Source organism: Sphingopyxis terrae subsp. terrae NBRC 15098, from assembly GCF_001610975.1.
Classification (GTDB): Bacteria; Pseudomonadota; Alphaproteobacteria; order Sphingomonadales; family Sphingomonadaceae; genus Sphingopyxis; species Sphingopyxis terrae_A.
The window spans coordinates 1,024,043-1,048,648 of the sequence record NZ_CP013342.1; the positions used below are offsets into that span (position 1 = coordinate 1,024,043).

Below are 24,606 nucleotides of genomic sequence, written 5' to 3' on the forward strand. Positions count from 1 at the left end.
AGTCTTTCAGAGCGCACCCCACGACGCATAATCGTCGACATGCGCGTTGGCACGGCGGAAGCTGGTGAAGCTCATGCTCGCCGACAGGTCGAGCGCCTCGACCTGATGCCACCAGCCGACGGGCAGGAAGATCGCCTCGCCCGGCCCGATCACGCATTCGAGAACCGGCGGCGTTTCGGCGGTGCCATCGCCCGCCGGCAGCGCTTCGTTGCCCCAGTCGGAAAAGCAATGGCGGCTGTTGCGCATCCGCGCAAAGGCCCAGGGCGGCGCCATGCGGACTCGCTTGCGGCCCATGACCTGTACGAGCAGATTGTTCGTCAGATCATGGTGCCAGGGCGTCAGTGTCCCTTTGGGACCGAGCCAGAAAAAGCCGTCGCGGCCGTCGCGCGGCTCCAGGAGGTCGATCGGCGCCAGATCGTCCCACAGCGCCGCGAGCGCCGCCGCGTTGGTGCCGCTGTTATAGGCGGTGAGATAAATATCGTTGCTTGCCTCGTCCCCCCGCAGCCAGTCGATCAGCTCGCCGAACCGCAGCATCCGCCGATGGGCGTCCTTGGCGAGTTCATAATCGGGGTCGCCGTCGCGCCCCACCTGGGCTTCGACGGCCGCGCCGCCCGCGACCGCCGCAAAATGATCGAGCGACCAGCGCGACAGGGCGGGCCAATGATCGACGAGGCCGGCCAGCTTCACCGGACGGTTGGCGTCATAATAGCCGCGATAAAAGTCTGCGGTCGCGATGCGATCGGCGGTATCGAGCACGAAGCCGCCTTCGCTCTCGCGCGCAAGCCGCGCCTGATTGGCGAAGAGCCATTGCTGCTTGGCGCTGCGCGACGCCTGCCGCCGCAACGCAAGCGCCATCGGGTCTTTGGCCAGCCGCTCGACCTCATATTTCGCCGAAGCCGCCGACATGCCCGCGGCGATCAGCCGCGCATGCAGCGCCGCATCATCGTCGCCCGCGGCCAGCCCGTCGGCGAGGATAAGGCGCTTGTCGGCTTGGGGCATCGAACGACTCCAAGGGGGGCAGCGCCCACCCTATGATTGCGAATGCGTCGGTATCAAGACGCCGGGTTTACCGGCGCGCCGCCGCAGGCTCTTCCCCGGTCGCGCCGTCCGCCGGCTCCTTCGGCGGTTCGGCGGGGGTGAAGCTGCCGTTTTCGATCAGCCATTGCGGGTAGCGGCCCTGGATGTCGGCCATGATGCGGTCGATCGCCGCGGCGACCTGTTCGCCTTCGCCCTCGCGGTCGCGCTGGACGACGACGCGGCGCGCCTGCGCATCGACCAGCACCCGCGCGCGCGGGATGAGTTCGCCAATGGTCAGCCCGGCGATGATCCCCATGCTGTCGGCGTCACGCTGTTCGAGCGTGGCGAGCCGCTGGTTCAGCCGCTCCTCGAACTGCACCGCGGCGTTGGTCTGCTGCTTGAGCTGGACGAGGTTGACGCTGACGTCGCGGTCGAGATCGCCGCGCACCTTGGTGGCGAGCTGATCATTGAGCTGCGCCGAATATTGATCGACGAGGACGACGCCGTCGACCGCCACCTCCTCGCCCTCGGTGCGCACATTCAGGCTGTCGATGCGGTCGCCGTCACCGAGGAGGCGATTGAGTTCGGACTGGACCGCCGAGCGTGCGCGGATCTCGCGCGCGATATTGTTGAGCGACAGCGCCAGCGGGATCGACAGCACTCCCAGCGTGACGATGATTCCGGTTATCTGCATCGCTGTATGCTGCGGGGTCAGCGAGGGGCCGAATTTGTTGACCCGTGCGACGATCGTCGCAGCAAAGGCGATGGCAAGCGTGTTGGTCAGGAAGAGCAGCGCCGAACCGAGGGCGAAGTCGGGGCGGCCGGTGGCCAGGCCAAAACCGATCGTCGACAGCGGCGGCACCAGTGCGGTCGCGATCGCGACGCCGACCATGACGCCCGACAGCTTGCGTAGGATCGCATAGACGCCGGCAATGCCGCCCACGACCGCTACACCGAGGTCGAGCAGCGTCGGCTGCGTCCGCGCGCGCAGTTCGGGGGTGACGTCCTTGATCGGCGACAGCCAGATGATCAGCATCGCGACGAGCACCGCGACCGCCATCCCCGCCGCCATGGTGACGAGCGAACGCTTGATGAGATTGGATTCGAGCGTCGCGAGGCCAAAGCCGACGCCCATGATCGGGCCGAGCAGCGGCGATACCAGCATCGCGCCGATCACCACTGCCGCAGATCCTTGAAGCAGGCCGAGCGTGGCGATCGCCGCCGACAGCGTGATCAGCAACAGGAATTTCTGGTTGAGCCGCGCGTCGCGCGCGATGCTGGCCAGAATCAGCGCGCGGCCGTGAACGGCTTCCTCGTCGTCGCCCGCGCGGTCATCATCGTCGATTTCGCGTCCCGGCCCCGGCCGCGCGGACCGGCGACCGCCGGCGTTGAACGGCGCGTCGCCCAGTCCGGGAACTCCGGGATGATTGCCGGCCATATGGTCGGGCGGGTTAGATCTTGCCGGTCAGTTCGGGCACCGCGCTGAACAGATCAGCGACGAGGCCGAGATCGGCGACCTGGAAGATCGGAGCGTCTTCGTCCTTGTTGATCGCGACGATCGTCTTCGAATCCTTCATCCCCGCAAGGTGCTGGATCGCGCCCGAGATGCCGATCGCGAAATAGACTTCCGGCGCGACGATCTTGCCGGTCTGGCCGACCTGATAGTCGTTGGGGACATAGCCTGCATCGACCGCAGCACGCGAAGCGCCGAGCGCGGCGCCGAGCTTGTCGGCGAGCGGCACGATGACCTCCTGATATTTCTCGCTCGAACCCAGCGCACGGCCGCCCGACACGATGATCTTCGCCGAGGTGAGTTCGGGACGATCCTGCTTGGCGATTTCGGCGCCGACGAAGCTCGAAATGCCGGCGTCGCCGCCAGCCGAGACGGCTTCGATCGCGCCCGAACCACCGGTCGCCGCGGCCTTCTCGAACGCAGTGCCGCGCACGGTGATGACGAGCTTCGCGTCCGAGCTTTCGACGGTCGCGATCGCGTTGCCGGCGTAGATCGGACGCGTGAAGGTCTTGGGACCTTCGACCGACAGGATTTCCGAAATCTGCATCACGTCGAGCAGCGCGGCAACGCGCGGCGCGATATTCTTGCCGGTCGTCGTCGCAGGCGCGACGAACGCGTCGTGCGACCCCATGAGGTCGGCGACGAGCGGCGCGATATTTTCGGGCAGATTGTGACCGAAGGCTGGGTTGTCGGCGACATGCACCTTGCCGACGCCCGCGATTTCCGACGCCGCCTTGGCAACGCCATCAACACCTTCACCGGCGACGAGAAGATGGACTTCGCCAAGCTTCGAAGCCGCGGTTACTGCGGCGAGCGTGGCATCCTTGACGGCGCTGCCGTCATGTTCGACCCAAACGAGCATTTTCATGAGTGCACTCCCATCGCCTTGAGCTTGGCAACCAGTTCATCGACATCGGCGACCTTGATCCCGGCCTGGCGGACGGGCGGCTCCGACACCTTGACCGTCTTGACGCGCGGCGTCGTGTCGACCCCGTAATCGGCGGGCGCCTTGGTATCGAGCGGCTTCGACTTCGCCTTCATGATGTTCGGCAGCGACGCATAGCGCGGCTCGTTCAGACGCAGGTCGGTGGTGACGATCGCGGGAAGCTTCAGCTTCACCGTTTCGAGACCGCCGTCGACTTCGCGCGTCACGCTGACATGATCGCCCTCGACATTGACCGCGCTGGCGAAGGTGCCCTGCGCCCAGCCGGTGAGCGCGGCGAGCATCTGGCCGGTCTGGTTGTTGTCGCCGTCGATCGCCTGCTTGCCGAGGATCACGACACCCGGCGTTTCGGCATCGGCGATCGCCTTCAATATCTTCGCGATCGCGAGCGGTTCGGCTTCATCGTCGGTCTGGACGAGGATCGCGCGGTCGGCGCCCATCGCGAGCGCGGTGCGCAGCGTTTCCTGCGCCTTCGCCGGGCCGACGCTGACGGCGACGATCTCGGTCGCGACCCCCTTTTCCTTGAGGCGGATCGCCTCTTCGACCGCGATTTCGTCGAACGGGTTCATCGACATCTTGACGTTGGCAAGGTCAACGCCCGTGCCGTCCGCCTTGACCCGCGGCTTCACGTTGTAATCGAGCACCCGCTTCACGGGGACGAGGATTTTCATGGCTTTTCAGCTCCTCTCGAAGAATTGTGCAGTGCGCCATAATTGGCGTTTACGTAAACGTCAACCTGCGGGCGCCCCCTTCCGCCGCAAGAGCGGAAGGGGAAAACCGGTCAGGCCGCCTTGGCAACCTCGGCGACGATCTTCTTCGCCGCGTCGCCCAGATCGTTCGCGGGAACGATTGCGAGACCCGAGTTCGCCAGGATTTCCTTGCCCTTTTCGACGTTGGTGCCTTCCAGGCGGACGACGAGCGGCACCGACAGATTCACTTCCTTCGCCGCGGCAACGATGCCTTCGGCGATGATGTCGCATTTCATGATGCCGCCGAAGATGTTGACGAGGATGCCCTGAACGGCGGGATCCTTGAGAATGATCTTGAACGCCGCGGTGACCTTTTCCTTGTTCGCGCCGCCGCCGACGTCCAGGAAATTGGCCGGGAAAGCGCCGTTGAGCTTGATGATGTCCATCGTCGCCATCGCAAGGCCGGCGCCATTGACCATGCAGCCGATATTGCCGTCGAGCTTGATGTAGGCGAGGTCATATTCGCTCGCCTCGACTTCGGCCGGATCTTCTTCGGTCAGATCGCGCAGCTCGGCGAGATCCTTGTGACGGAACATCGCGTTCGAATCGAAGCCGACCTTCGCGTCGAGGACATAGAGCTTGTCGCCCTCGTCGGTCGGACAGATGGCGAGCGGGTTGATTTCGATCTGCGAAGCATCGGTGCCGAGGAACGCGGCATAGAGGCCCTCGAGGATCTTTGCCGCCTGCTTGGCAAGATCGCCCGACAGGTCGAGCGCCTTGGCCACCGCACGGCCGTGGTGCGGCATCAGGCCGGTGGCGGGATCGATGGTGATGGTGTGGATCTTTTCAGGCGCCGAGTGCGCGACTTCCTCGATGTCCATCCCGCCTTCGGTCGACGCAACGACCGCGATGCGGCTGGTGGCGCGATCGACGAGCAGCGCGAGGTAGAATTCCTTGCCGATGTCGACGCCGTCGGTGATGTACAGGCGGTTGACCTGCTTGCCGGCCTCGCCGGTCTGGATCGTCACCAGCGTGTTGCCCAGCATGTCCTTGGCGTGCGCTTCGACTTCCTCGATGCTCTTGGCGAGGCGAACGCCGCCCTTGGCGTCGGGGCCGAGTTCCTTGAACTTGCCCTTGCCGCGGCCGCCCGCGTGGATCTGTGCCTTGACGACGTAAAGCGGTCCGGGGAGCTGCTTTGCCGCCGCGACGGCTTCCTCGACACTCATCGCGGGAATGCCCTTGGGCACCGCGACGCCAAATTTCGCGAGCAGTTCCTTGGCCTGATATTCGTGGATGTTCATGAGCTCTGCCGGGCCTTTCGACTCTGTAAGCGGGGAGATATGCGGCGCCGCATAAGCACAAGTTGCGCGGCAAGGCTACCCCTGCCGCGCCCAGAAAATCTCGATACGCGCCAAAGCGGCGGCTGGATCAGCGCAGCGCACACACCGCGGCGGAGCTGGTCGTCACCGCCAATATCTCCGGATCCTTGAGCGCGCGGACCTTGCGGAAGAACTGGTCGAGCGTCAGGTCGGTGATTTCGCGGTCCTTCAGGCTGCCCAGCGCCGACAGGCGGCGAAGCTGGACGAGCGACAGCCGGTCGACCATGCGCCCCGCCATGCACGTCGCCATCGTCTTCGACAGACCCGCATTCTGGAGTCCGCTGCGCAGACGCGTCTCGGGCGTCGCGCAGGCGGACAGGACCAGCGGCAGCGCCAGCAGCGGAACCATCACCCGTTTCATCGAAGCCTACTTTCCGTGAAATTCGGCCACCGCGCCGGAGACCGCCTGCATCAGCGCCATGCGCGCGGGGATCGACGCCGATGTGTCGCCCAGCATCACGACGATGGCATAGCGCGTGCCGTCAGGCGCGGTGGCGATGCCGATGTCGTTATAGCCTGCCGTCTCGCCTTTGTAATCCTGGCCGGTGCCGGTCTTGTGCATGAAGTCCCAGCCAGAGGGGAGCCCGGCCTTCAGCCGCTTCGGCCCGCTGCGCGTCCGGCTCATCACGCTCATCAGATACTGCGTCGATTCGGGCGACAGCAGCGCCCCGCGCGCCAGCCGGGTCAAGGCGCTCGCGATCGCCGCCGGCGCGGCGCCGTCCATCGGATTGGCAAGATAGGCCTCGCGCGCCGACTTGCGCGTCGAATCGGGCAGCGCGGCGCGCGCCTGCTGGAAGGCGTTGCCACGCGAATAGCTCTGCTGCCACGCAAGGCCGGCGGTCGCGCTCTGCAACAGGCGCTCGCCGGGACCGAATCGGATCGATCCCAGATCCTTCTTCGCGATGAAGCGCCGGACCGCCTCGGGACCACCCACGGTGCGCAGCAGGCTGTCGTTGGCGGTGTTGTCGCTGTGCGTGATCGCGGTTTCGATAAGGTCGCGCACGCTCATCGTCACCTTGCCTTCCGACCGCACGCGCGCCGCGAGCGGCTGATGGAACAGGGTGAGGTCGTTGGGGCCGATGTCCACCCGGCGGTCGAGGCTGAGCTTGCCCTGGTCGACCGCATCGAGCACGGTCATCGCCACCCACAGTTTCGACACGCTTTGCTGCGGGAATAATTCGCCGCCGCGTTCCGAAAAGGACCATTCGCCGTCGATGCGCTGGACGGCGATGCCGGTCTTGCCGGGGAAAGTCCGCCAAAGCTGCGAAATCCGGTCGCTCAGGCCACTCGGCGGGCGCCGGAAGCCCGGATCGACGACGTCCTCGGGGGGCGCATTCACGGCGCGCGCCGGCGTTGCGGTGCTGACCGGCGGCCCGATCGGAACGCTGACCGCACCGCGCGGCGCCGTTTGCGCCTGCCGCGGCGTCGGCACCAGTGCCGCACCGCTGACACAGCCCGCCAGCGCCATTCCGCCGATCGCCATACCGAGCAGCCGCCTGCTCGAAAATCCCAACGCCATCATAACCCCGCAACCCGCGACCAGTTTATCGCCCGACCTTTTGGCCGGCACCATGCGTCCCGCACTCCGCCTGCGCGGACCAGCGATTTGCGGTGAATGATTCCTATCGCGCGATAAATGGCGGAACGCTGAACGGCTTGCCGCGTGCGGCGCCGTTCAGGGCGCCGGGGTTGCCCGCACCCATTCGGGATAGAGGCGTTTCAGCGCCGCCAGCTTGGGCGCATCCCAGCGGCGGATATAGCCATTGTCGGGATGCAGGCGCATGAAATCCTGATGATAGGCTTCGGCGCGGTAAAAGCCTTTGTAGCTTTCGACCGGGACCACGATCGGCGCCTTGAAATAATGGCCCTTGCCGATCTGCGCGAGATACGCAGTCGCAACCTGCCGCTGCGCGGCATCCATCGGCACGATCGCGGCACGATATTGGGTGCCGCTGTCGGGCCCCTGCCGGTTTTTCAGCGTCGGATCGGCGACCACGGAAAACAGGATGCGCAGCAAGGTGCCATAGCTGACCACCGACGGGTCATAGACGATGCGAACCGACTCGGCGTGTCCGGTCGTGCCGGACGAGGTCTGGTCATACTCGGCGGTGGCCTTGCTACCGCCATGATAGCCCGATTCGACCGACACGACGCCCTTCACATTGGAAAAGACACCTTCGACGCCCCAGAAGCATCCGCCCGCGAGCACCGCAACGGCGCGCTTCGCCTTCACTGCGGGATCGACGGCCGCCGCGGGGAGCTTGACGACGCCTTCCGCCTGCGCGGGCGCGCACTGCGCCAGCACCGCGGCAGTGATCAGCGCGGCGAAGGGGCGCCGCATCGCGGTCAGATCGGCATGGCGACCGCCGGCTGATTCAGCACGACGATCAAGGCGCCAATGGCGAAGCCGGCGAGCATGGTCGGAAACCAGTCGGAGCGGAACATCGAAAACATAAAAGCCTCTTTTTGTCATATTGTCGTTTTCGCGGGGGAGGCCCCCTCGGTTACAGCGACGATATGGCGCGCCCCGTGCCGCCGTGCAGTGACCGCCATCAGCCATAAAGATGATGGCTTACTATCCGGTGAACCGGATGGCGGGGCAGCGTTCAGGCAGCGCCCGTCCGGCGCCGCGGTCAGCGCAGCGCGGCGCAGGCCTGCTGGATGCGGATGCACGCTTCCTTGAGCACCGCCTCCGACGTCGCATAGGAAACGCGGAAGGCTGGCGACAGACCGAAGGCCGCGCCATGCACCGCCGCGACGCGCGCGGTGTCGAGGAAATAGTCGATCAGCGCTTCGTCGCTGTCGATCGGCTTGCCGTCGGGGGTCGTCTTGCCCATGCAGCCGCTCGCGTCGGGATAGACATAGAAGGCCCCGTCGGGAACCGGGCAGTTCAGCCCTGGCGCGTCATTGAGCATCGCGACCACCATGTCGCGGCGCTTGCGGAACGCGGCGTTGCGCTCCTCGAGAAACTGCTGCGGCCCGCCGAGCGCGGCCACCGCGGCGGCCTGCGCCACCGAACAGGGGTTCGACGTCGACTGCGACTGCAGCTTGCCCATCGCCTTGATCAGCCATGCGGGACCGCCGGCATAGCCGATGCGCCAGCCGGTCATCGCATAGGCCTTGGAACAGCCGTTGACGGTCAGGATACGGTCGATCAGGTCGGGGCAGCGCTGCGCCAGCGTCGAGAAGGCGAAATCGGCGTACCAGACATGTTCGTACATGTCGTCGGTCATCACCATCACATGCGGATGGCGGCGGATGACCTCGCCCAGCGCGTCGAGCTCTCCGGGCGAATAGGCGGCGCCCGACGGGTTCGACGGCGAATTGAAGATGATCCAGCGCGTCTTCGCGGTGATCGCGGCGTCGAGCTGTTCGGGCGTGATCTTGTAATGCTGCGCCGCCGACGCCTCGATCGTCACCGGCGTGCCGCCAGCAAAGGCGACGATGTCGGGATAGCTGACCCAATAGGGCGCCGGGATGATCACCTCATCACCAGGATCGACCGTCGCGACGAGCGCGTTGAAGAGCGTATGCTTGCCGCCGACATTGACCGTGATCTGGTCGAGCCCGAAGTCGAGCCCATTGTCGCGGCGGAACTTGCCACGGATCGCTTCCTTGAGCGCGACCGTGCCGTCGACCAGCGTATATTTGGTCTGACCGCCGCGGATCGCCTCGATCGCCGCTTCCTTGACGAAATCGGGCGTGTCGAAATCGGGCTCGCCCGCCGACAGGCCGATCACGTCGACGCCGTCCGCTTTCAGCTTGGTGACGCGCGCGGTCATTGCGAGCGTGGCCGAGGGCTGGATGCGATTGAGGGCGGCGGAGGTGTGCGGCTTCAGCGACATGACGATACTTTCCGTGGCTTGCGCGGACAGGCTGCAAAATGACAGGAAATTGCGCGGGGCCGCGCCTAAAGCCTCCGCCCGCAATAGGCAAGCCGGCGGCGCCATAAATTAGCTATGCAAGCCGAAAGTCAGCCTGCGGGCTGCGCCAGCCGTGCCGGAATCAGCCCGCGCAGCGAATTGCCGATGAAAAAGCCTTCCGCAAGATCGGCGAGGCGCAGATGCGACTCGACCGCCCGTCCCTTTTCGACGAGTTCGGCGCGCAGCACGCCGGGCAAGAGGCCGAGCGACAGCGGCGGCGTGAGCAGCAGGCCGTCGCGTTCGACGAAGATATTGCTCCAGCTTCCTTCGGTCACGAACCCCGGCTCGTCGACGAACACGACTTCGGCGGTGCCGTGTGCCGCGCGCAATGCATCATAGGCGCCGCGCAGGCTGGTCTTGTGGGTCAGACGGAAATCGCCCGGAGCGAGCGGCGCCGGCGCCACGGCGACCGGTACCGGCAGCTCGGCAAGCCGCGGCAGCGGCGACACCTCGACCGCGAGCGCGCCCGAGGGCGCCAGCCGCATCCGCACGCGCGCAGCGCTGCGCAGGCGAAAGGTCGCCGACTGCAGATTATTGCGCGCGCCATGGCGATCGAAATGAAAACCCAGCGCCTCGGCGCTCGCCTTCATGCGCGCCAGATGCCCCTCGAGCCGCTGGACGCCGTCCACGGGATCGAAGTGCATCGTCTCGATCAGATCGAAGCTTTGCCCGGCAGCGACCACAAATTCCCCCTTGGCCAGACATTCGCGCCATTCTTCAGCCGGTTCGCTGTCGGCGACGATTCCGGAACCCAGCCCCAGCGTGGCGCAATGCGCTCCGTCGCGCAAGTCGCGCTGCGACGGAAAGACGAGCGTGCGGATCGCGACATTGAACGCCGCCTCGCCATCGGGCGCGATGAAGCCGATCGAACCAGTGTAAATCCCGCGCGGCTCGGCCTCCAGTTCGTCGATGATCTCCATCGCCCGCACCTTGGGTGCGCCGGTGATCGACCCGCATGGAAAGGCGGCGCGCAGCACGTCAGCGCCGCCCTTGTCCGCAGGGAGCGCTGCGGTAACGTCGGAGACAAGCTGATGAATCGTGGGATAGGTCTCGACGCGAAACAGTTCGGGCACCGCGACCGATCCGGCCTCGGCAACGCGCGACAGATCGTTGCGGAGCAGATCGACGATCATCAGATTTTCAGCACGCTGCTTGGGATCCAGCGCGAGCGCCCGCGCCGCGCGCGCGTCGCTTTCGGGATGGGCGCGGCGCGCGGCCGTGCCCTTCATCGGCCGCGCCATCACCGCGCCGCCGCGCAGCGTAAAGAAAAGCTCGGGCGACAGCGACGCGATCGCCTGCTCGCCGGTCCAGATGAAACCGCCATATCCCGCGCGCGCCGTCTGCCGCAGCCGCGCATAGACGGCGAGAGGATCGCCCGCGAAGGGCACGTCGGCGCGAAAGGTCAGATTGGCCTGATAAATGTCGCCGGCGCGAATATAATCGAGAACCCGCGCGACAGCGGCTTCGTAATCCGCACGCGCCACGCGCGGACGTGGTGCGCCGATCCAGGCGGCACCGGGGTCGGGTAGAAGCGACGCAACTGCGTCGGCATCGATTCGCTCAACACGCTCGAACAGGCCAAACCAGCCGAGCGGCGCATCGAAGTTCATCGGCGCGGCAGAGCGGTGCCGCGAGGCGGGCGCCAGCGCCTTGCCTCCATCATAAGCGAGGTAGCCAGCGGCGTGCAGCCCGCGCGCTCGCGCGGCCGCCAGCCCATCGAGCAGAGCCGCCACGTCCCGCACCGCGCGGGCGCAGAGGATTTCTATCGGATCGCGGAACAGCCGCGCGCACGCTGCATTCTCTGCCCGCGCGTCGTCGAGCAGTACAAAGGGCGAAGCGCCAGCCGTCGGCCGGCTCAATCGCGCGGTCGTGGTCATGGCACGGCAGTCAAAGGCGCCAGGTGGTCAGCGGTCGCGCTTCATGCGGATCGACCGCCCACCCTCTACGCTGGCAAAATAGCTGCCCATCGTCGCGGTCTTGATATGGATCTTCTGGCCGGGCTTAGGTTGCCGCGGCAATACCGTCGTATCGATCTGCGACCAGACGGCGCCGTCTTCCATCGTCATCGTATATTTCCCGGACTGGTTCATGCTCACCGATTTGATGACCGTATCGATCTCGCGCACCTCATCCTCGTCGCCGCCGAAAATGCCGCCGAGCTTGGGAAAGCTGAACCCGAACAGGCCACGGCGCGTCTTCTTGGCCGTTTCGCGGTCGGTAAAGACAATTTCGCGGGCCTCGTCCGCACTGGCAAGCGACCCAACCTCGCGGTCGAAACAGGCAAGACGCTGCGTCGGATCGGCGATGTCGCGGCAAGCATAGAGCTGTTCGATCTGCGCCGGGCGGGGCGCCGCCTTGTCTTTGTCCTTTGCAGACGCCGGGGTCACGACCAGACAGCCCATGACGGCAACGGCCGCGACGATCCGAGATGAAAGCTGCGACATGACAATCCCCCTGCAAAGACGATGGCCCTGCCTAGCCGCCGCGGCGTCGGCCCGCAAGCGCGCTGCCGATTGCGATATCGGCTGACTGACCCTAGTGTAAGGAAATTCCGCCTCATTTCCGAAAGGACGCCATCCCCCGATGGGCACGCTCTACGACTGGTCGACCGATTATCGCCATCCCGCCCCATGGAACCAGTCGTTCGCGCCCCTCTCGCTGCCTGCCATGCTCGCCGACAGCGTCGCGCGGCGCGGCGAGGCGCCGATGCTCGACTTCATGGGGCGCCGTTTCAGCTATGCCGAAGTCGCGGACGGGGTCGCCCGCGTCGCGCGCGGCCTGCAGAAGCGCGGTATCGGCAAGGGCAGCCGGGTCGGCCTGTTCCTTCCCAATGTTCCGCATTATGTCGCCGCCTATTATGGCGCGCTTGCCGCCGGTGCGACCGTGGTCAATTTCTCGCCGCTCTACACGGTCGCCGAACTCGAGGCGCAGGTGGAGGATTCGGGAACCGACACGCTGTTCACGATCAGCGCCTCGGCGCTGTTGCCGACGGCGCTCTCGGTGCTCGAGGGGTCGAGCCTGAAGCGGCTGGTCGTTGGCTCGATCGCCGGCGGGCTGCCCGCGGCCAAGTCGATCCTCTACCGCCTGTTCCGGCGCAAGGAGACGGCGGCGGTGCCCGACGATCCGCGCATCATCCGTTTTTCGGCGCTGACCGACAATGATGCTCGCCCCGATCCGGTCGCCATCGACCCGGAAGGCGATGTCGCGCTGATCCAGTATACCGGTGGCACCACGGGCACGCCGAAGGGCGCGATGCTGACGCACCAGAATCTGACCGCCAACGCGCGGCAGGTCAATGCGATCGACCCCGACCGCGACGCCGACGACCGCATCCTCGGCGTGCTGCCTTTCTTCCACGTCTTCGCCAATACCTGCGTCCTCAACCGGACGGTGCTGAACGGCGGCATGATCGCGATGCTCCCCCGCTTCGACGCGAAACAGGCGCTGCAGACGATCACCCGGACGAAGGCGACGGCGCTGCCCGGCGTACCGACCATGTATCAGGCACTGCTCGACCATCCCGACCTTGCCAAGACCGATTTCTCCAGCTTGCGGGTCTGCATTTCGGGGGGCGCGCCGATGCCCGCCGAGCTGCGTGAGAAATTCGTTGCAGCAACCGGCGCGTCGCTCGTCGAAGGCTATGGCCTCACCGAAAGCGCCGGGGTCGTCGCGACCAACCCCTATGAGGGACCGGTCAAGGCCGGGACGATCGGCCAGCCGATCCCCGCGACCCATATCCGCCTGCTCGACAAGGAAGATCCGGTCACGGACGCGCCGATGGGCGAGCCCGGCGAGCTCGCGGTCAAAGGGCCGCAGATCATGCGCGGCTACTGGAACCGCCCCGATGCCGACCAGGACAGCTTCACCGCCGACGGCTGGCTGCGCACCGGCGACGTAGCAACGATCGACGCCGACGGCTATATCCGCATTGTCGACCGGCTGAAGGACATGATCGCGGTCGGCGGCTTCAAGGTCTATCCGAGCGAGATCGAGCACAAACTCTACCAGCATCCGGCGGTGAAGGAGGCGATCGTCCTCGGCGTCCCCGATCCCTATCGCGGCGAACACCCCAAGGCCTTCGTCACGCTGGAAGAGGGCTATGACGTCTCGGGCGACGCGCTCGCCGCCTGGCTCAACCCGCAACTCGGCAAGCATGAACGCGTGAGCGCCGTCGAGGTGCGCGATCATCTGCCCAAGACGATGATCGGCAAACTGGACCGCAAGGCCTTGCGGGCCGAAACGGGGGGATGACAACCGCCCCTCCTCGCCCCTGCCTTCGCGGGGGTGACCGGAAGCGGCAGGATAGAAATGTCATAATGTGATATTGTAACCTTTGTCATGTTATGCCATATCAAGGCCCGCAATTGCTTTCCTTGGAGAATCGGGTGACGCACGTCGCCAGCCATGCCCCTGTTCTGACGCGCCTTGGCGCGCTGGTTCGGGCTGCGCGCGATTCGCGGCCGCTGACCGCTTTGACGGGCGATCAGCTCGCCATCGGCCTGTCGGGCCTGTGCCTCGTCCACTGCCTTGCCAGCACGATCTTCTTTGCCTCGATCGCCTCGGTCGGCGGCGCTTTGCTGCATCCCGCTTTTCACGAGATCGGGCTGGTCGTCGCGATCGGTTTTGCGCTGGTGACGCTCGTCGCAGGGGTGCTCAGCCACGGCTATATGATGCCTTTCGCGGTCGGCAGCTTCGGGCTGGGCATGATGGCGGGCGCTCTGTCGAGGCCGCATGACGGCAGCGAAGTGCTCGCGACGATGATCGGGGTCGCGGTCGTCGCGCTCGGGCACGATCTCAATCGCCGCGCGGCGCACTGATACGCATTGCCCGCAGCTTGCGGGCGCCCCCCAAAGCGCCTACATTATCCCCATGGGCAAGCACGAACATGCGCATATCGAGGCCAGCGGCGCCTCGCTCGCCAATGCGGCGCAGGACGCGCTCGAAAAGGCCGGCGAAGCGTGGACCGACATGCGCGCGCAGATTTTCGATGCGGTCGCCGAAATTGGCAAGCCAGCGAGCGCCTATGAAATCGCCGACATCGTCTCGCAAAAACGCGGCAAGCGGGTCGCGCCCAACAGCGTCTATCGTATCCTCGACCTGTTCGTTGCCAACAATCTCGTCCGCCGGGTCGAAAGCGCCAATGCCTTTGTAGCCAACAGCCATCCCGGCTGCCTGCACGACTGCATCTTCCTGATCTGCGACAGCTGCGGCAATGCCGTCCATGTCGATAATGACAAGCTGTCCGACGGCGTGCGCGCTGCCGCCGCCGCGACCGGATTTGCCGCCGAGCGCCCGGTGATCGAGGTGCGCGGCAAATGCGCCGAGTGCCAATAGATTGAATGCGGGCGCGCCGCCAGCGGTACGCTGGTGGCTCGCGGCGCTTTTCCTCGGTTCGGCACCATAACGGTCGGCCTTTGGCTGAGCCAAAGCTTCCCGCAAGACAGCTTCGCCGCCGAGCCGGGCTACGGTGCACCGGTGCTTGCCTTCGAGTTCGCGGGTGGGCAGGACGATCTTCTCGCGATCTTCGGACCCGATAGCGACGCGCGGCAGGCCGGGCGCGTCGCCGCAATGCGGGGCCGTCCACTCCTCGTCGCACCCACCGAGCTACCCCTTCGCCCTGTCGTCCGCCCGTCCGCGCGCCGCCCGGCGAGCCCGCCCGCGACCGGTTTCGGGCGCCGCAGGCGCTGACCCCTTTCCGTTGCCGCGATGCGGGTCTAGGGAAACCGCGACTCACGAAACCGGGCAAAGGGCTGCACATGAACACCGTCATCATCCGCGAGGACGACCTCATCGAAACCGTCGCCGACGCGCTCCAGTACATCAGCTATTTTCACCCGATGGACTATATCCGCGCCCTGGGCGCTGCCTATGAGCGCGAAGTTTCGCCCGCTGCGAAAGACGCGATGGCGCAGATCCTCTCGAACAGCCGCATGTGCGCCGAGGGGCACCGCCCTATCTGCCAGGACACGGGCATCGTCACCGTGTTCGTCAAATGGGGCATGGACTGCCGCCTCGACAGCCCCCGCAGCCTGCAGCAGGTCGTCGACGAAGGGGTCCGCCGTGCCTATCTCCACCCCGACAACAAGCTGCGCGCCTCGATCCTCGCCGACCCGGCGTTCAGCCGCGTCAATACCAAGGACAACACGCCGTCGGTGCTGAATGTCGAAATGGTCCCCGGCGACAAGGTGCATATCGACGTCGCGGCGAAGGGCGGCGGCAGCGAGAACAAGTCGAAGTTCAAGATGATGAACCCGTCGGATTCGATCGTCGACTGGGTGCTCGAAATGGTGCCCCAGATGGGCGCCGGCTGGTGCCCCCCCGGCATGCTCGGCATCGGCATCGGCGGCACTGCCGAAAAGGCGATGCTGCTGGCCAAACAGTCGCTGATGGACCCGATCGACATGACCGAATTGCTCGCGCGCGGGCCGAGCAATCCGACCGAGGAACTGCGCATCGAGCTGTATGAAAAGGTCAATGCGCTCGGCATCGGCGCGCAGGGGCTTGGCGGCCTCGCGACCGTGCTCGACATCAAGATCAAGGATTGGCCGACCCACGCCGCGTCTAAGCCGGTCGCCATGATCCCCAATTGCGCCGCGACCCGCCACGCGCATGTCACGCTTGATGGCAGCGGCCCCGCCTATCTCGAAAAGCCGGTGCTCGCCGACTATCCGCAGATCGACTGGGCTCCCGACAGCGCCGCGAAACGCGTCGACCTTGACACGCTGACGCCCGAAGTCGTTGCCAGCTGGAAACAGGGCGACCGCATCCTTCTCAATGGCAAGATGCTCACCGGCCGCGATGCCGCGCACAAGCGCATCGCCGACATGCTCGCCAAGGGCGAAGAGCTGCCCGTCGAATTCAAGGGCCGCGTCATCTATTATGTCGGCCCGGTCGATCCGGTGGGCGAAGAAATCGTCGGCCCCGCCGGCCCCACCACCGCGACGCGCATGGACAAATTCATGGACATGATGCTCGATCAGGGGCTGCTCGCCTGCGTCGGCAAGGCCGAACGCGGCCCCGCCGCGACGCAGGCGATCGCCAAGCACAAGAGCGCCTATCTGATGGCGGTCGGAGGCGCAGCCTATCTCGTGGCGCGCGCGATCAAGGGCAGCAAGGTCGTCGGCTTCGCCGACCTCGGCATGGAGGCGATCTACGAATTCGAGGTCAAGGACTTCCCCGTCACCGTCGCGGTCGACAGCGAAGGCCAGAATGTCCACGTCAACGCGCCGAAAATCTGGCAAAAGCGGATCAAGGACGAAGGGCTGCTCGAGAAAGCCTAACCATCAAAGGCTGCTCTTTCGTTCCCGTCACCCCGGCAAAGATCGGGGTCTCGCCGGTGCATCCTTGCCATCTCCTCCAATTTGAAGAACACTCCCTCACGGCATACACAGCATAGGGGACGCGTGATGGATTTCCGGGAGCTTGACCGATTGGACCGCCGCGCATTGCTGCGCGGCACTGCGATGCTGGGCGCGGGTGCGATGATGATACGGCCGCTGCCGACGCTCGCCGCAAGCGGCCCGATGGCAGCGATCCGCAAGGCGGCCGAGGCCGGCAAGGAGGCGTCGGTCAAGCGGCTGCGCGACTGGATCGCCCTGCCCTCGATCGCGGCTGAAAATCGCAACATGGCCGAAGGTGCGGCCTATACGGCCGAACTTGCGAGGGACGCGGGCTTTTCAAATGTCGAGATCATTCCGACCGACGGCCAGCCTGGGGTGTTCGGTACCATCGATGTCGGCGCGCCGCGCACCCTTGGCATCTATTTCATGTACGATGTGAAACAGTTCGACCCTGCCGAATGGTCGTCGCCGCCGCTCGAAGGCAAGATGGTCGACAAGCCGGGCTTTGGTCTGTCGATCGTCGGGCGCGGCGCGGTGAACCAGAAGGGGCCCGAGGCGACCTTCCTCGCGGCGCTTCACGCGATCCGCGCTGCCAAGGCGAAATTGCCCGTCAACATCGTCCTGATCTGCGAGGGCGAGGAGGAGATCGGATCGCCACATTTCCGCCAGGTCGCAACCAAACCGAACGTGCTCGCCGCGCTCAAGAAATGCGACGGCATTTTCATCCCCTTCGCCTCGCAGGACAAGACCGGCGCAGTCGATGTCAATCTGGGGTCGAAGGGCATCATCGAACTTGAACTGATCGCCAGCGGTGAAAAATGGGGCCGGGGCCCCCAGGGCGACGTTCATTCCAGCCTGAAGGCGATGCTCGATTCGCCGGCGTGGCGGTTGGTGCAGGCGCTCCAGACGCTCGTCACGCCCGACGGTAACACGCCGGCGATCGAGGGCTGGTTCGAAAATGTCCGTCCGCTTACCGAGCGCGAAAAGATGCTGATCCGCGAAGCCGCAAAGGGCGCTGACGAGGCGGCCGAAAAGCAGGCGCTCGGCGTCAATGTCTGGATCGACAACCTCAAATATGACGATGCGCTGATCCGGCTCGCGCAGGAACCGACGGTCAATATCGAAGGGTTGGTCGCGGGCTACACCGGTCCCGGCGGCAAGACGATCCTTCCCGGCCGCGCGGTGGCGAAGCTCGACCTGCGCCTCGTCCCTAACCAGACGCGCGCCGAGGCCGAAAAGAAGCTGCGCGCCCACCTCGACAAGCATGGCTTCACCGATGTCGAGATGAACGTGTCGGGCGGTTACGATCCGACCGAAGTCGCCGAGGACAGCCGCCTCGTCCGTACCGAGCTTGCCACCTACAAGGCGCTGGGCGTCAAGGCGAACATCAACGCGCGTCTGGCGGGAAGCTGGCCGGGCGCGACCTTCACCGCGCCGCCCGTGTCGATCCCCGCCGCCCATTTCGGCATTGGCCACGGGTCGGGCGCGCACGCGCCGAACGAATATTATCTGATCGATTCGACCAATCCCAAGGTCGCGGGCATGGTCGATGCGACGATGGGTTTCGCCGAATTTCTCTATACTCTCGCCGCGATCAAATGACCGGCGATCTCAACGGGGTCGCCCATGTCATCCTGACCGCCGGCGATTTCGCGCGTTCGACGGCTTTCTGGCGCGACCTCATCGGCTATCTCGAGCTCAAGGTCGTACTCGACAGCGACGCGATGCTTTACGGCGTCGGCGGCCGCACCGCGATCGGCATCCGGACCGGCAGCCCGGAAAATGCCGGAAAACGCTTCGATCAGGGCGCGCCGGGGCTGCATCATGCCTGTTTCCGGATGCGCGATCGGGACGCGGTCGACCGCCTCTATGCCTTTTTGAAGGACCGCAGCGACATCGTCTTCGTCCACGGCCCGCAGGAGGAGCCCTGGGCGCCGGGCTATTATTCGATCCTCTTTGAAGACCCCGACGGCATCCGCATCGAATTCAACCACGTCCCCGGCGTCGGCCTGCTCGAAGCGGGCCGCGAGATCGGCGGCGCCGAAATCTTCGATTAAAAGCCGTAAACGAGGGTGAAGCGGGTCAGCGTATCGACCGTCTTGACTCCCGCCGGCGGATGGGTGTCGATGTCGGCCGAATAGGAAACCCGCGCCGACAGCGCGCCCGAAAGCTTCGCATTGAGCGCGGTCAGCGAGCTGGTGGTCGTCGTGCGATCGCCGACGATCGTCGAGGCGACCTGCGTCAGCCGCAGGTTCGGCGACATCTGCCACCCGAAATCGAGCCCCGCGAGCCCGGTGAGCTCGCTCTCAAGCCCACCCGCAACCAGTTCGGTCTGCCGCCACGCCGGGCCGGCTTTCAGGTTGAGCGTCATCTTCTTGCCGTCGATCAGCTTGTAGCCAAGCCCGCCCGACGCGCTCCAGCGCGCATCGAACCCCTGCATCCGGTCGCGCTCCCACCGGCCCAGGCCAAAGCCAAAGGCACGGTCGCCCATGCGGATTTGCGGTTCATATTCGGCAAGATATTTCTCGATCGTCGTCTTGCCATTGGTGCGCTGATAATCGGACTGAACGCGGAAGCGCTGATCCCAGTCCAGCCCCTTGCGCGCCAGTGCGATCCCCGCACTGAGCCCCGTCGAGCTCGAATTGCCCGAACTGTGCGAGGCACCGATCTGCCCCTCGCCCTTCCAATGCTGCCAGAATTTCGCGCTCGCCAGCCGCGCTCGCGCCGCATCGGCCGCCGCCTGCTTCTCGGCCGCGCGCTTGGCGCGATAATCGACCAGCAGCGCATCGATGTCGGCGACCTGTGCGGGGCTGGTCTTTTTGGCAAGCGCCCCCACCGCTTCCACATCGCCGTCCTTCTTGCTCGCCATGGCGGCGGCCAGCATCTGGAGGACCGGATCACGCTCGGGCTCCCGCTTGGTTCGCGCGCGCCAGGCCGAGAGGATCGCGTCGATTTCATCGAGCGATCGCGGATTGGTCGCCTTGGCGAGCGCCACCACGGTTTCCACATCCTTGCGCTCGCCGCTATCGATAGCGGCGCCAATCATCGCGCGCACCGGATCGGGCAAGGGCAAGGGCCGCACCTCCATCGCCGCCGTGACCGCCGGCACCGTCGCGGCGGGCAGCGCCGGACCGGTAACGGCGGCATGCGCCGGCGGCGCGCCGACAGCGGTCAGGAGAATGGCAACCGGCAGCGGCGCGAACTGTCTCATCGAACGGGATCCTTCTTGTGGGGATGCCCCGGGTGATTGTCCCCGGGACCGGTTTTCCGATCGGGCGTAGAGCCGTGCCGCCGCTCTTAACCGCAAAGCCGCTGGCATTTCCACCCATTAGGCCCCATTTGATGCGCATGTGGATCGCGATCATCGCCATTTTCTGCGCCGGGGTGGGCAATTTCGCAATGCACCGCGCCTTCATGGAAAGCGACGATCCGCTGGTACAGCAGATGGTCCGGCCGCTCGCCGACAAGGTGGGTCCGCACATCACCTACGTGTTCGAATTCCTGCTCCTCGTCGGCGCCATGGCGATCGCGACGCGCAACTGGTTCACCGCGATGCTGCTTTATGGCCTCTACACCATCTTCAACGCGATGGCGTTCAGCTGGGTGATGAATCGTCCGCGGTAAGCGGCTGAGGAATGCCATTATCTTGGCAGCGCAGCACCCCGCACGAGACTGCTCCCTTTACTTGCCCATCCACCTTCCTATGTCGGTTTGATGGTCAGCCCCGCGCCCTCGCTTCCCAAATCCTTTGCGCAGCTTTCGCCGGCCGAGGCCGCCGAATTGCTCGCGGCGCGCAAACTGCCGCCGGTCGAAAGCTGGCATCCGACGCGTACGGGCGACAGCGCGATGGAAATCCGCGCCGATGGCAGCTGGTATCATGAAGGCGGCCGGATCAACCGCCCGGCGATGGTGAAGCTTTTTTCGACCATCCTGCGCCGCGAACCCGATGGCGGCCATGTCCTCGTCACCCCGGCCGAAAAACTGGCGATTGCCGTCGAGGATACCGCCTTCCGCGCCGTCGAGATGAAAAGCGAGGGCGACGGCGCGGCGCGCACGCTGCTGTTCCGTCTCGACACCGACGATCTGGTCATGGCGGGCGCCGATCATCCGCTGTCCTTCGGACACGACCCCGACCGGCCCGACCCGCGGCTCCATGTGCGCGGCGCGATCGGCAACGGGCTGGAGGCGCGCATCGACCGCGCGCTCTATTACGAGATTGTCGAGATGGCGCTGGCCGAAGGCGGCGATCCGCCTGCCATCTGGTCGAACGGCGCCTGCTTTCCGCTGGTGGGCCGCTGATGCTCTCGGCAAAGCTGCGCGATGCGCTCGACAATCTGCTTCCCGATCATGGCGAAGATGAGGGCTATCTGCTCCATCGCGGCGATTCGCTGCGCGACGCAGCAGTGCTGATCGCCTTCACCGACCGGCCCGACCCCGGCGTCATCCTGACCCAGCGGCCGCAATGGCTGCGCAGCCATGCGGGACAGGTCGCCTTTCCGGGCGGCAAGATCGATCCCGGCGATACTGATGCGGTCGATGCGGCGCTGCGCGAAGCCGAAGAGGAAATCGGCCTGCACCGCCGCGATGTCGCGGTCGCCGGGACGACCGACGCCTATCGTTCGGGCAGCGGCTATCACATCACCCCGGTCCTCGGCGTCATCCCGCCCGACCTGCCGCTCGATCCCAATCCCGACGAGGTCGAGGACTGGTTCGAAGTGCCGCTCGACATCCTGTTCGATCCCGCCAATTACGAACGCCAGCAGGCGCATTGGCAAGGGCAGGTGCGCCGCTATTATGACATGCATTGGCAGGGACGGCGGATCTGGGGCGTGACGGCGGATATCATCATCAATCTGGCGCGGCGGCTGCCGCCCGGCTGGCATCGCTGAGATGGGGGTAACGATGCTGCCCGATGCCGCGTGGCGCGGCCGCGCCGGGTTGCGCCGGATCGTCGCCGCGCTCGGCGCCGAGGCGGTGAAGATCGTCGGCGGGGCGGTGCGCGATACGCTGCTTGGCCTGCCCGTGACCGACATCGACCTTGCGACCCCGCTGTTGCCGCAAGAGGTGACGCGGCGGCTCGAGGCGGCCGATATCAAGGTCATTCCGACCGGCATCGCGCACGGCACGGTGACCGCGATCGCGAGCGGCGATCATCACGAGATCACGACGCTGCGCCGCGATGTCGAAACCGACGGCCGCCGCGCCACGATCGCTTTCGCCGACGACTGGCGCGAGGATGCGGCGCGGCGCGACTTCACGATCAATGCGCTCTACGCCGATCCGCTGACCGGCGCGGTCGATGACTGGTTCGGCGGGCTTGCCGATCTGCAGGCCGGCTGCGTCCGCTTCATCGGCGATGCAGCAACCCGGATCGCCGAGGATCATCTGCGCATCCTGCGCTTCTATCGCTTTGCGGCGCGTTTCGGGGACGGCGAGCTCGAACCCGTCAGCCACGCCGCGGTGACCGCCGCGCGCCAGTCGCTCAAGAGTCTGTCGCGCGAGCGCATCGCCGACGAGTTGACCAAGATATTGTCGCTTCCCGATCCGCGCGCAATCGTCGGCCAGATGGCAGCCGACGGCATCTTCACGGTGATCCTGCCCGAACTCGATCCGGGGTTTGCGACCGCGCTCGACCGCTTGCTCGCCAATGAAAGCGCGGCGGCGGCTGCACCCGCGTCGCTGCGGCGGCTCGCCGCGCTGTTGCCCGCCGACGCCGGCATCGCCGATCAGGTCGCGAGCCGGCTGCGCCTGTCGACGCGGCAACGCAAGCATCTGTCGGCGATCAGCGCGTATCGCCACGACGCGCGGCCGGTTCGTCAGCTTGCCCATGCCATCGGGATCGAGGCGGCGCGCGACGCGCGGCTGCTCGGTGGGAATGAGGGTGATGCAGCGGCTGCGGTCGCGGCGCTCGACGGCTGGACCGTGCCGCAGCTTCCGGTGCGCGGCGGCGACATCGTTGCACGCGGCATCGCGGCGGGGCCGGAGGTTGCGCGCATCCTGCAAGGCGTCGAGGCGCAATGGGTGGTGGAGGATTATCCGGACGCCGCGCGCGTCGCGGAGCTGGTCGATCAGATGATCGGGCGGAGCAGCGACTGACGCCAATAGGCGATCGCCGCGCGGGCATCCATCGGCCGCGCGAACAGAAAGCCCTGACCGAAATCGCAGCCGAGCGCCGAAAGCAGGCGCGCCTGGTCGGCGGTTTCCACCCCCTCGGCCGTGGTACGCATGCCGAGCACTTCGGCAAGGCTCTGGATCGTGCGGACGATGGCCGCCTTGTCGCGGTCCTCGACCATATGGTCTACGAAGCTGCGATCGATCTTGAGGACGTCAAGCGGCAGGCGCTGGAGATAGGCGAGGTTCGAATAGCCGGTGCCGAAATCGTCCATCGCGACCCGGGCCTCGACCGCCTTGAGTTCGCTCAGCACCGACAGCGCCAGGTCGGGATCGCCGATGATCGCGCTTTCGGTGAGTTCGATCATCAGCCGGTCGCCGCCAATGCCGTGCCGCGCCAGCGCCTCGCGGACCACCGCCGCGACATCGTCACGAACGAGCTGGATCGCCGAGACATTGACCGAGATATAGCAATTGACCGGGGCATCATTCTCGCGGTCCCACGCGGCGAGCGTTTCGGCAGCCTTGGCGATTGCCCATTGGCCGAGCGGGACGATCAGCCCCGAATCCTCTGCCACCGGGATGAATTCGGAGGGCGACACCGCGCGGCCGGCGCTGTTGTTCCAGCGCGCCAGCGCCTCGAAGCCCGCCACCTTGCCGGTCGACAGTTCGACGAGCGGCTGGAAGTCGAGGTGCAGCCGGTCTTCCTCGATCGCGTTGCGCAATTCGGTTTCGAGCCCGAAGCGATTGTCGGCGAGCAGCGCCGCCTCGGGTTCGTAGATTTCGATTCGGTCGGTCTGCTTCGCCCGCTTGAGCGCGATCTGCGCGTGGCGGATCTGATCGGCGACATCGGTGTCGGGCGCGGATTGAATGGCGCACCCCAGCGCGCAATCGACGCTGACCTTCAGCTCGCCGATGCGGAAGGGGTGGTCGAAGCAGCCGCGGATGCGGCGCGCCATTTCGCGGACGTCGGCCTTGCCGCCAGCGATACGCGTCGAGATGGCGAATTCGTCGCCGCCGGTTCGCGCCAATATGTCGCCGCTGCGCAGGCTCGATTTCAGGCGCCGCGCCACGGTGATGATCAGCTCGTCGCCGGCGAGCGGACCAATATGTTCGTTGATGCGGCTGAACCGCGCGAGATCGAGCAACAGGATGGCGTGATCGCCCGCTTCCTGCTCGGCACTGCGCTGTTCGACCAGCTCCTCGAATCCGGCGCGGTTGGGGAGGCCCGTCAGGCTGTCGGAAACAAGTTCGCGGCGCAGATTGCGCTCGGTCATCATTTCCTGCGTCCGGTCGATCAGGGTCAGCAGGAACAGCGAATCGTCGCCGCTCTCGTCCGACAGCGGACCGATCGATCCGCGCAGGTCGCGCGCCGCCGGGCCTTCGCCCAGGCGGCAGGAAAATTCGTGGACGCCGCCAATATGCTGCGCGGCCTTTTCGATCGCGCGGCGCAGTTCGATCGGCGCCTCGACACCCGCCGGGGACAGGTCGAGCCGGTCGAAGGCGGCGTTGCTGGCGTGCAGGCGAAAATTGCCGCGTGCCAGCGGCCGCACAAGCGCGGCGGGGACCGGTAAGGCGTCGATCCAGCCGACAAACAAGGATGGCCGGTCTTCACCGGTTCTATCTATTGGCATAATAAAGGGTTTGATGCGACCTTTCCCCATTGGTCGATGCCTAAGTGACCGGAGGTA

General features: G+C 65.8%; 24 protein-coding genes. 11 read left to right on the forward strand and 13 right to left on the reverse strand.

All coding sequences use genetic code 11. The features are described 5' to 3' along the window. Positions 1-6 precede the first annotated feature (6 nt). The 11 genes from AOA14_RS04975 to AOA14_RS05025 all read right to left on the reverse strand — a co-directional run bounded on the left by AOA14_RS04975 (position 7) and on the right by AOA14_RS05025 (position 11,908). Positions 7-999 (reverse strand): cupin-like domain-containing protein, encoded by a 993-nt coding sequence (locus AOA14_RS04975; protein ID WP_062901007.1) that lies wholly within the window; start codon positions 997-999, stop codon positions 7-9. Between the two features lie 67 nt (positions 1,000-1,066). Then, positions 1,067-2,455, reverse strand: coding sequence for a DUF389 domain-containing protein (locus AOA14_RS04980; protein WP_062901008.1), 1,389 nt, complete (start codon positions 2,453-2,455; stop codon positions 1,067-1,069). Positions 2,456-2,468: 13 nt separating this feature from the next. Further along, complete coding sequence (locus AOA14_RS04985) at positions 2,469-3,398, reverse strand: electron transfer flavoprotein subunit alpha/FixB family protein (protein ID WP_062901009.1); 930 nt, start codon at positions 3,396-3,398, stop codon at positions 2,469-2,471. After that, on the reverse strand, positions 3,395-4,144 hold the full coding sequence (locus tag AOA14_RS04990; RefSeq protein ID WP_062901010.1) for an electron transfer flavoprotein subunit beta/FixA family protein: 750 nt from the start codon (positions 4,142-4,144) through the stop codon (positions 3,395-3,397). The genes AOA14_RS04985 and AOA14_RS04990 overlap by 4 nt, the downstream gene beginning before the upstream one ends. Before the next feature lie 110 nt (positions 4,145-4,254). Next, on the reverse strand, positions 4,255-5,463 hold the full coding sequence (gene sucC / locus AOA14_RS04995; protein ID WP_003042798.1) for an ADP-forming succinate--CoA ligase subunit beta: 1,209 nt from the start codon (positions 5,461-5,463) through the stop codon (positions 4,255-4,257). A gap of 127 nt (positions 5,464-5,590) precedes the next feature. Next, positions 5,591-5,902 carry a hypothetical protein gene (locus AOA14_RS05000; RefSeq protein WP_062901011.1) on the reverse strand — a complete coding sequence of 104 codons (312 nt, stop codon included), beginning with the start codon at positions 5,900-5,902 and terminating at the stop codon, positions 5,591-5,593. A 6-nt stretch (positions 5,903-5,908) separates the two neighbouring features. Continuing rightward, positions 5,909-7,009, reverse strand: a complete 1,101-nt coding sequence (bla, locus tag AOA14_RS05005) for a class A beta-lactamase (RefSeq protein ID WP_238929773.1) — start codon at positions 7,007-7,009, stop codon at positions 5,909-5,911. 207 nt (positions 7,010-7,216) lie between these two features. Then, on the reverse strand, positions 7,217-7,882 hold the full coding sequence (gene msrA / locus AOA14_RS05010; RefSeq protein WP_062901012.1) for a peptide-methionine (S)-S-oxide reductase MsrA: 666 nt from the start codon (positions 7,880-7,882) through the stop codon (positions 7,217-7,219). A 292-nt stretch (positions 7,883-8,174) separates the two neighbouring features. Next, complete coding sequence (locus AOA14_RS05015; RefSeq protein WP_062901013.1) at positions 8,175-9,386, reverse strand: pyridoxal phosphate-dependent aminotransferase; 1,212 nt, start codon at positions 9,384-9,386, stop codon at positions 8,175-8,177. A gap of 128 nt (positions 9,387-9,514) precedes the next feature. Then, positions 9,515-11,341, reverse strand: a complete 1,827-nt coding sequence (gene pabB, locus AOA14_RS05020; protein WP_202988396.1) for an aminodeoxychorismate synthase component I — start codon at positions 11,339-11,341, stop codon at positions 9,515-9,517. A gap of 27 nt (positions 11,342-11,368) precedes the next feature. Beyond that, positions 11,369-11,908 (reverse strand): hypothetical protein, encoded by a 540-nt coding sequence (locus AOA14_RS05025; protein ID WP_062901014.1) that lies wholly within the window; start codon positions 11,906-11,908, stop codon positions 11,369-11,371. Positions 11,909-12,047: 139 nt separating this feature from the next. On the opposite strand from AOA14_RS05025, the gene AOA14_RS05030 reads away from it, so the two are divergent. From AOA14_RS05030 to AOA14_RS05060, 7 genes are all read left to right on the forward strand, one after another. Beyond that, the gene (locus AOA14_RS05030; RefSeq protein ID WP_062901015.1) at positions 12,048-13,715 is read left to right on the forward strand and encodes a long-chain-fatty-acid--CoA ligase; all 1,668 of its coding nucleotides are present in this window, start codon (positions 12,048-12,050) and stop codon (positions 13,713-13,715) included. Between the two features lie 134 nt (positions 13,716-13,849). Continuing rightward, the gene (locus tag AOA14_RS05035; protein ID WP_082819829.1) at positions 13,850-14,281 is read left to right on the forward strand and encodes a MerC domain-containing protein; all 432 of its coding nucleotides are present in this window, start codon (positions 13,850-13,852) and stop codon (positions 14,279-14,281) included. 52 nt (positions 14,282-14,333) lie between these two features. Next, the gene (locus tag AOA14_RS05040) at positions 14,334-14,798 is read left to right on the forward strand and encodes a Fur family transcriptional regulator (protein WP_003042824.1); all 465 of its coding nucleotides are present in this window, start codon (positions 14,334-14,336) and stop codon (positions 14,796-14,798) included. A 33-nt stretch (positions 14,799-14,831) separates the two neighbouring features. Then, positions 14,832-15,152 (forward strand): hypothetical protein, encoded by a 321-nt coding sequence (locus AOA14_RS05045; RefSeq protein ID WP_062901016.1) that lies wholly within the window; start codon positions 14,832-14,834, stop codon positions 15,150-15,152. A 68-nt stretch (positions 15,153-15,220) separates the two neighbouring features. Continuing rightward, entirely contained in the window at positions 15,221-16,744 is a 1,524-nt protein-coding gene (locus tag AOA14_RS05050) for a fumarate hydratase (protein ID WP_062901017.1), read from the forward strand. A gap of 126 nt (positions 16,745-16,870) precedes the next feature. Then, the gene (locus tag AOA14_RS05055) at positions 16,871-18,406 is read left to right on the forward strand and encodes a M20/M25/M40 family metallo-hydrolase (RefSeq protein WP_062901018.1); all 1,536 of its coding nucleotides are present in this window, start codon (positions 16,871-16,873) and stop codon (positions 18,404-18,406) included. Further along, a complete protein-coding gene (locus tag AOA14_RS05060) occupies positions 18,403-18,861 on the forward strand; it encodes a VOC family protein (RefSeq protein WP_062764188.1) in 459 nt (152 codons plus the stop codon). Before AOA14_RS05055 ends, AOA14_RS05060 begins: the two co-directional genes overlap by 4 nt. Here AOA14_RS05060 and AOA14_RS05065 read toward each other — a convergent pair. Then, positions 18,858-20,015 carry a DUF481 domain-containing protein gene (locus tag AOA14_RS05065; RefSeq protein ID WP_062901019.1) on the reverse strand — a complete coding sequence of 386 codons (1,158 nt, stop codon included), beginning with the start codon at positions 20,013-20,015 and terminating at the stop codon, positions 18,858-18,860. The genes AOA14_RS05060 and AOA14_RS05065 overlap by 4 nt on opposite strands. A 131-nt stretch (positions 20,016-20,146) precedes the next feature. Between AOA14_RS05065 and AOA14_RS05070 the strand changes: the two genes are divergently transcribed. The 4 genes from AOA14_RS05070 (at position 20,147) to AOA14_RS05085 (ending at position 22,900) form a co-directional block, all read left to right on the forward strand. Continuing rightward, the gene (locus AOA14_RS05070; RefSeq protein WP_003042843.1) at positions 20,147-20,428 is read left to right on the forward strand and encodes a hypothetical protein; all 282 of its coding nucleotides are present in this window, start codon (positions 20,147-20,149) and stop codon (positions 20,426-20,428) included. Positions 20,429-20,518: 90 nt separating this feature from the next. Beyond that, on the forward strand, positions 20,519-21,103 hold the full coding sequence (locus tag AOA14_RS05075) for a DUF1285 domain-containing protein (RefSeq protein ID WP_062901020.1): 585 nt from the start codon (positions 20,519-20,521) through the stop codon (positions 21,101-21,103). Beyond that, positions 21,103-21,693, forward strand: coding sequence for a CoA pyrophosphatase (locus tag AOA14_RS05080; RefSeq protein ID WP_186401155.1), 591 nt, complete (start codon positions 21,103-21,105; stop codon positions 21,691-21,693). Before AOA14_RS05075 ends, AOA14_RS05080 begins: the two co-directional genes overlap by 1 nt. 13 nt (positions 21,694-21,706) lie before the next feature. After that, positions 21,707-22,900: a CCA tRNA nucleotidyltransferase gene (locus AOA14_RS05085; RefSeq protein ID WP_082820034.1), complete on the forward strand. Its 1,194-nt coding sequence runs from the start codon at positions 21,707-21,709 to the stop codon at positions 22,898-22,900. On the opposite strand, the gene AOA14_RS05090 is transcribed toward AOA14_RS05085, so the two are convergent. After that, complete coding sequence (locus AOA14_RS05090; RefSeq protein WP_062901023.1) at positions 22,873-24,513, reverse strand: putative bifunctional diguanylate cyclase/phosphodiesterase; 1,641 nt, start codon at positions 24,511-24,513, stop codon at positions 22,873-22,875. The genes AOA14_RS05085 and AOA14_RS05090 overlap by 28 nt on opposite strands. Positions 24,514-24,606 lie beyond the last annotated feature (93 nt).

Bases quoted from the DNA above. Each gene is read 5' to 3' on its own strand.
- AOA14_RS04975 (WP_062901007.1), bottom strand. From the start codon at position 999: ATGCCCCAAGCCGACAAGCGCCTTATCCTCGCCGACGGGCTGGCCGCG.
- AOA14_RS04980 (WP_062901008.1), bottom strand. From the start codon at position 2,455: ATGGCCGGCAATCATCCCGGAGTTCCCGGACTGGGCGACGCGCCGTTC.
- AOA14_RS04985 (WP_062901009.1), bottom strand. From the start codon at position 3,398: ATGAAAATGCTCGTTTGGGTCGAACATGACGGCAGCGCCGTCAAGGAT.
- AOA14_RS04990 (WP_062901010.1), bottom strand. From the start codon at position 4,144: ATGAAAATCCTCGTCCCCGTGAAGCGGGTGCTCGATTACAACGTGAAG.
- sucC (WP_003042798.1), bottom strand. From the start codon at position 5,463: ATGAACATCCACGAATATCAGGCCAAGGAACTGCTCGCGAAATTTGGC.
- AOA14_RS05000 (WP_062901011.1), bottom strand. From the start codon at position 5,902: ATGAAACGGGTGATGGTTCCGCTGCTGGCGCTGCCGCTGGTCCTGTCC.
- bla (WP_238929773.1), bottom strand. From the start codon at position 7,009: ATGGCGCTGGCGGGCTGTGTCAGCGGTGCGGCACTGGTGCCGACGCCG.
- msrA (WP_062901012.1), bottom strand. From the start codon at position 7,882: ATGCGGCGCCCCTTCGCCGCGCTGATCACTGCCGCGGTGCTGGCGCAG.
- AOA14_RS05015 (WP_062901013.1), bottom strand. From the start codon at position 9,386: ATGTCGCTGAAGCCGCACACCTCCGCCGCCCTCAATCGCATCCAGCCC.
- pabB (WP_202988396.1), bottom strand. From the start codon at position 11,341: ATGACCACGACCGCGCGATTGAGCCGGCCGACGGCTGGCGCTTCGCCC.
- AOA14_RS05025 (WP_062901014.1), bottom strand. From the start codon at position 11,908: ATGTCGCAGCTTTCATCTCGGATCGTCGCGGCCGTTGCCGTCATGGGC.
- AOA14_RS05030 (WP_062901015.1), top strand. From the start codon at position 12,048: ATGGGCACGCTCTACGACTGGTCGACCGATTATCGCCATCCCGCCCCA.
- AOA14_RS05040 (WP_003042824.1), top strand. From the start codon at position 14,334: ATGGGCAAGCACGAACATGCGCATATCGAGGCCAGCGGCGCCTCGCTC.
- AOA14_RS05050 (WP_062901017.1), top strand. From the start codon at position 15,221: ATGAACACCGTCATCATCCGCGAGGACGACCTCATCGAAACCGTCGCC.
- AOA14_RS05055 (WP_062901018.1), top strand. From the start codon at position 16,871: ATGGATTTCCGGGAGCTTGACCGATTGGACCGCCGCGCATTGCTGCGC.
- AOA14_RS05060 (WP_062764188.1), top strand. From the start codon at position 18,403: ATGACCGGCGATCTCAACGGGGTCGCCCATGTCATCCTGACCGCCGGC.
- AOA14_RS05065 (WP_062901019.1), bottom strand. From the start codon at position 20,015: ATGAGACAGTTCGCGCCGCTGCCGGTTGCCATTCTCCTGACCGCTGTC.
- AOA14_RS05070 (WP_003042843.1), top strand. From the start codon at position 20,147: ATGCGCATGTGGATCGCGATCATCGCCATTTTCTGCGCCGGGGTGGGC.
- AOA14_RS05075 (WP_062901020.1), top strand. From the start codon at position 20,519: ATGGTCAGCCCCGCGCCCTCGCTTCCCAAATCCTTTGCGCAGCTTTCG.
- AOA14_RS05080 (WP_186401155.1), top strand. From the start codon at position 21,103: ATGCTCTCGGCAAAGCTGCGCGATGCGCTCGACAATCTGCTTCCCGAT.
- AOA14_RS05085 (WP_082820034.1), top strand. From the start codon at position 21,707: ATGCTGCCCGATGCCGCGTGGCGCGGCCGCGCCGGGTTGCGCCGGATC.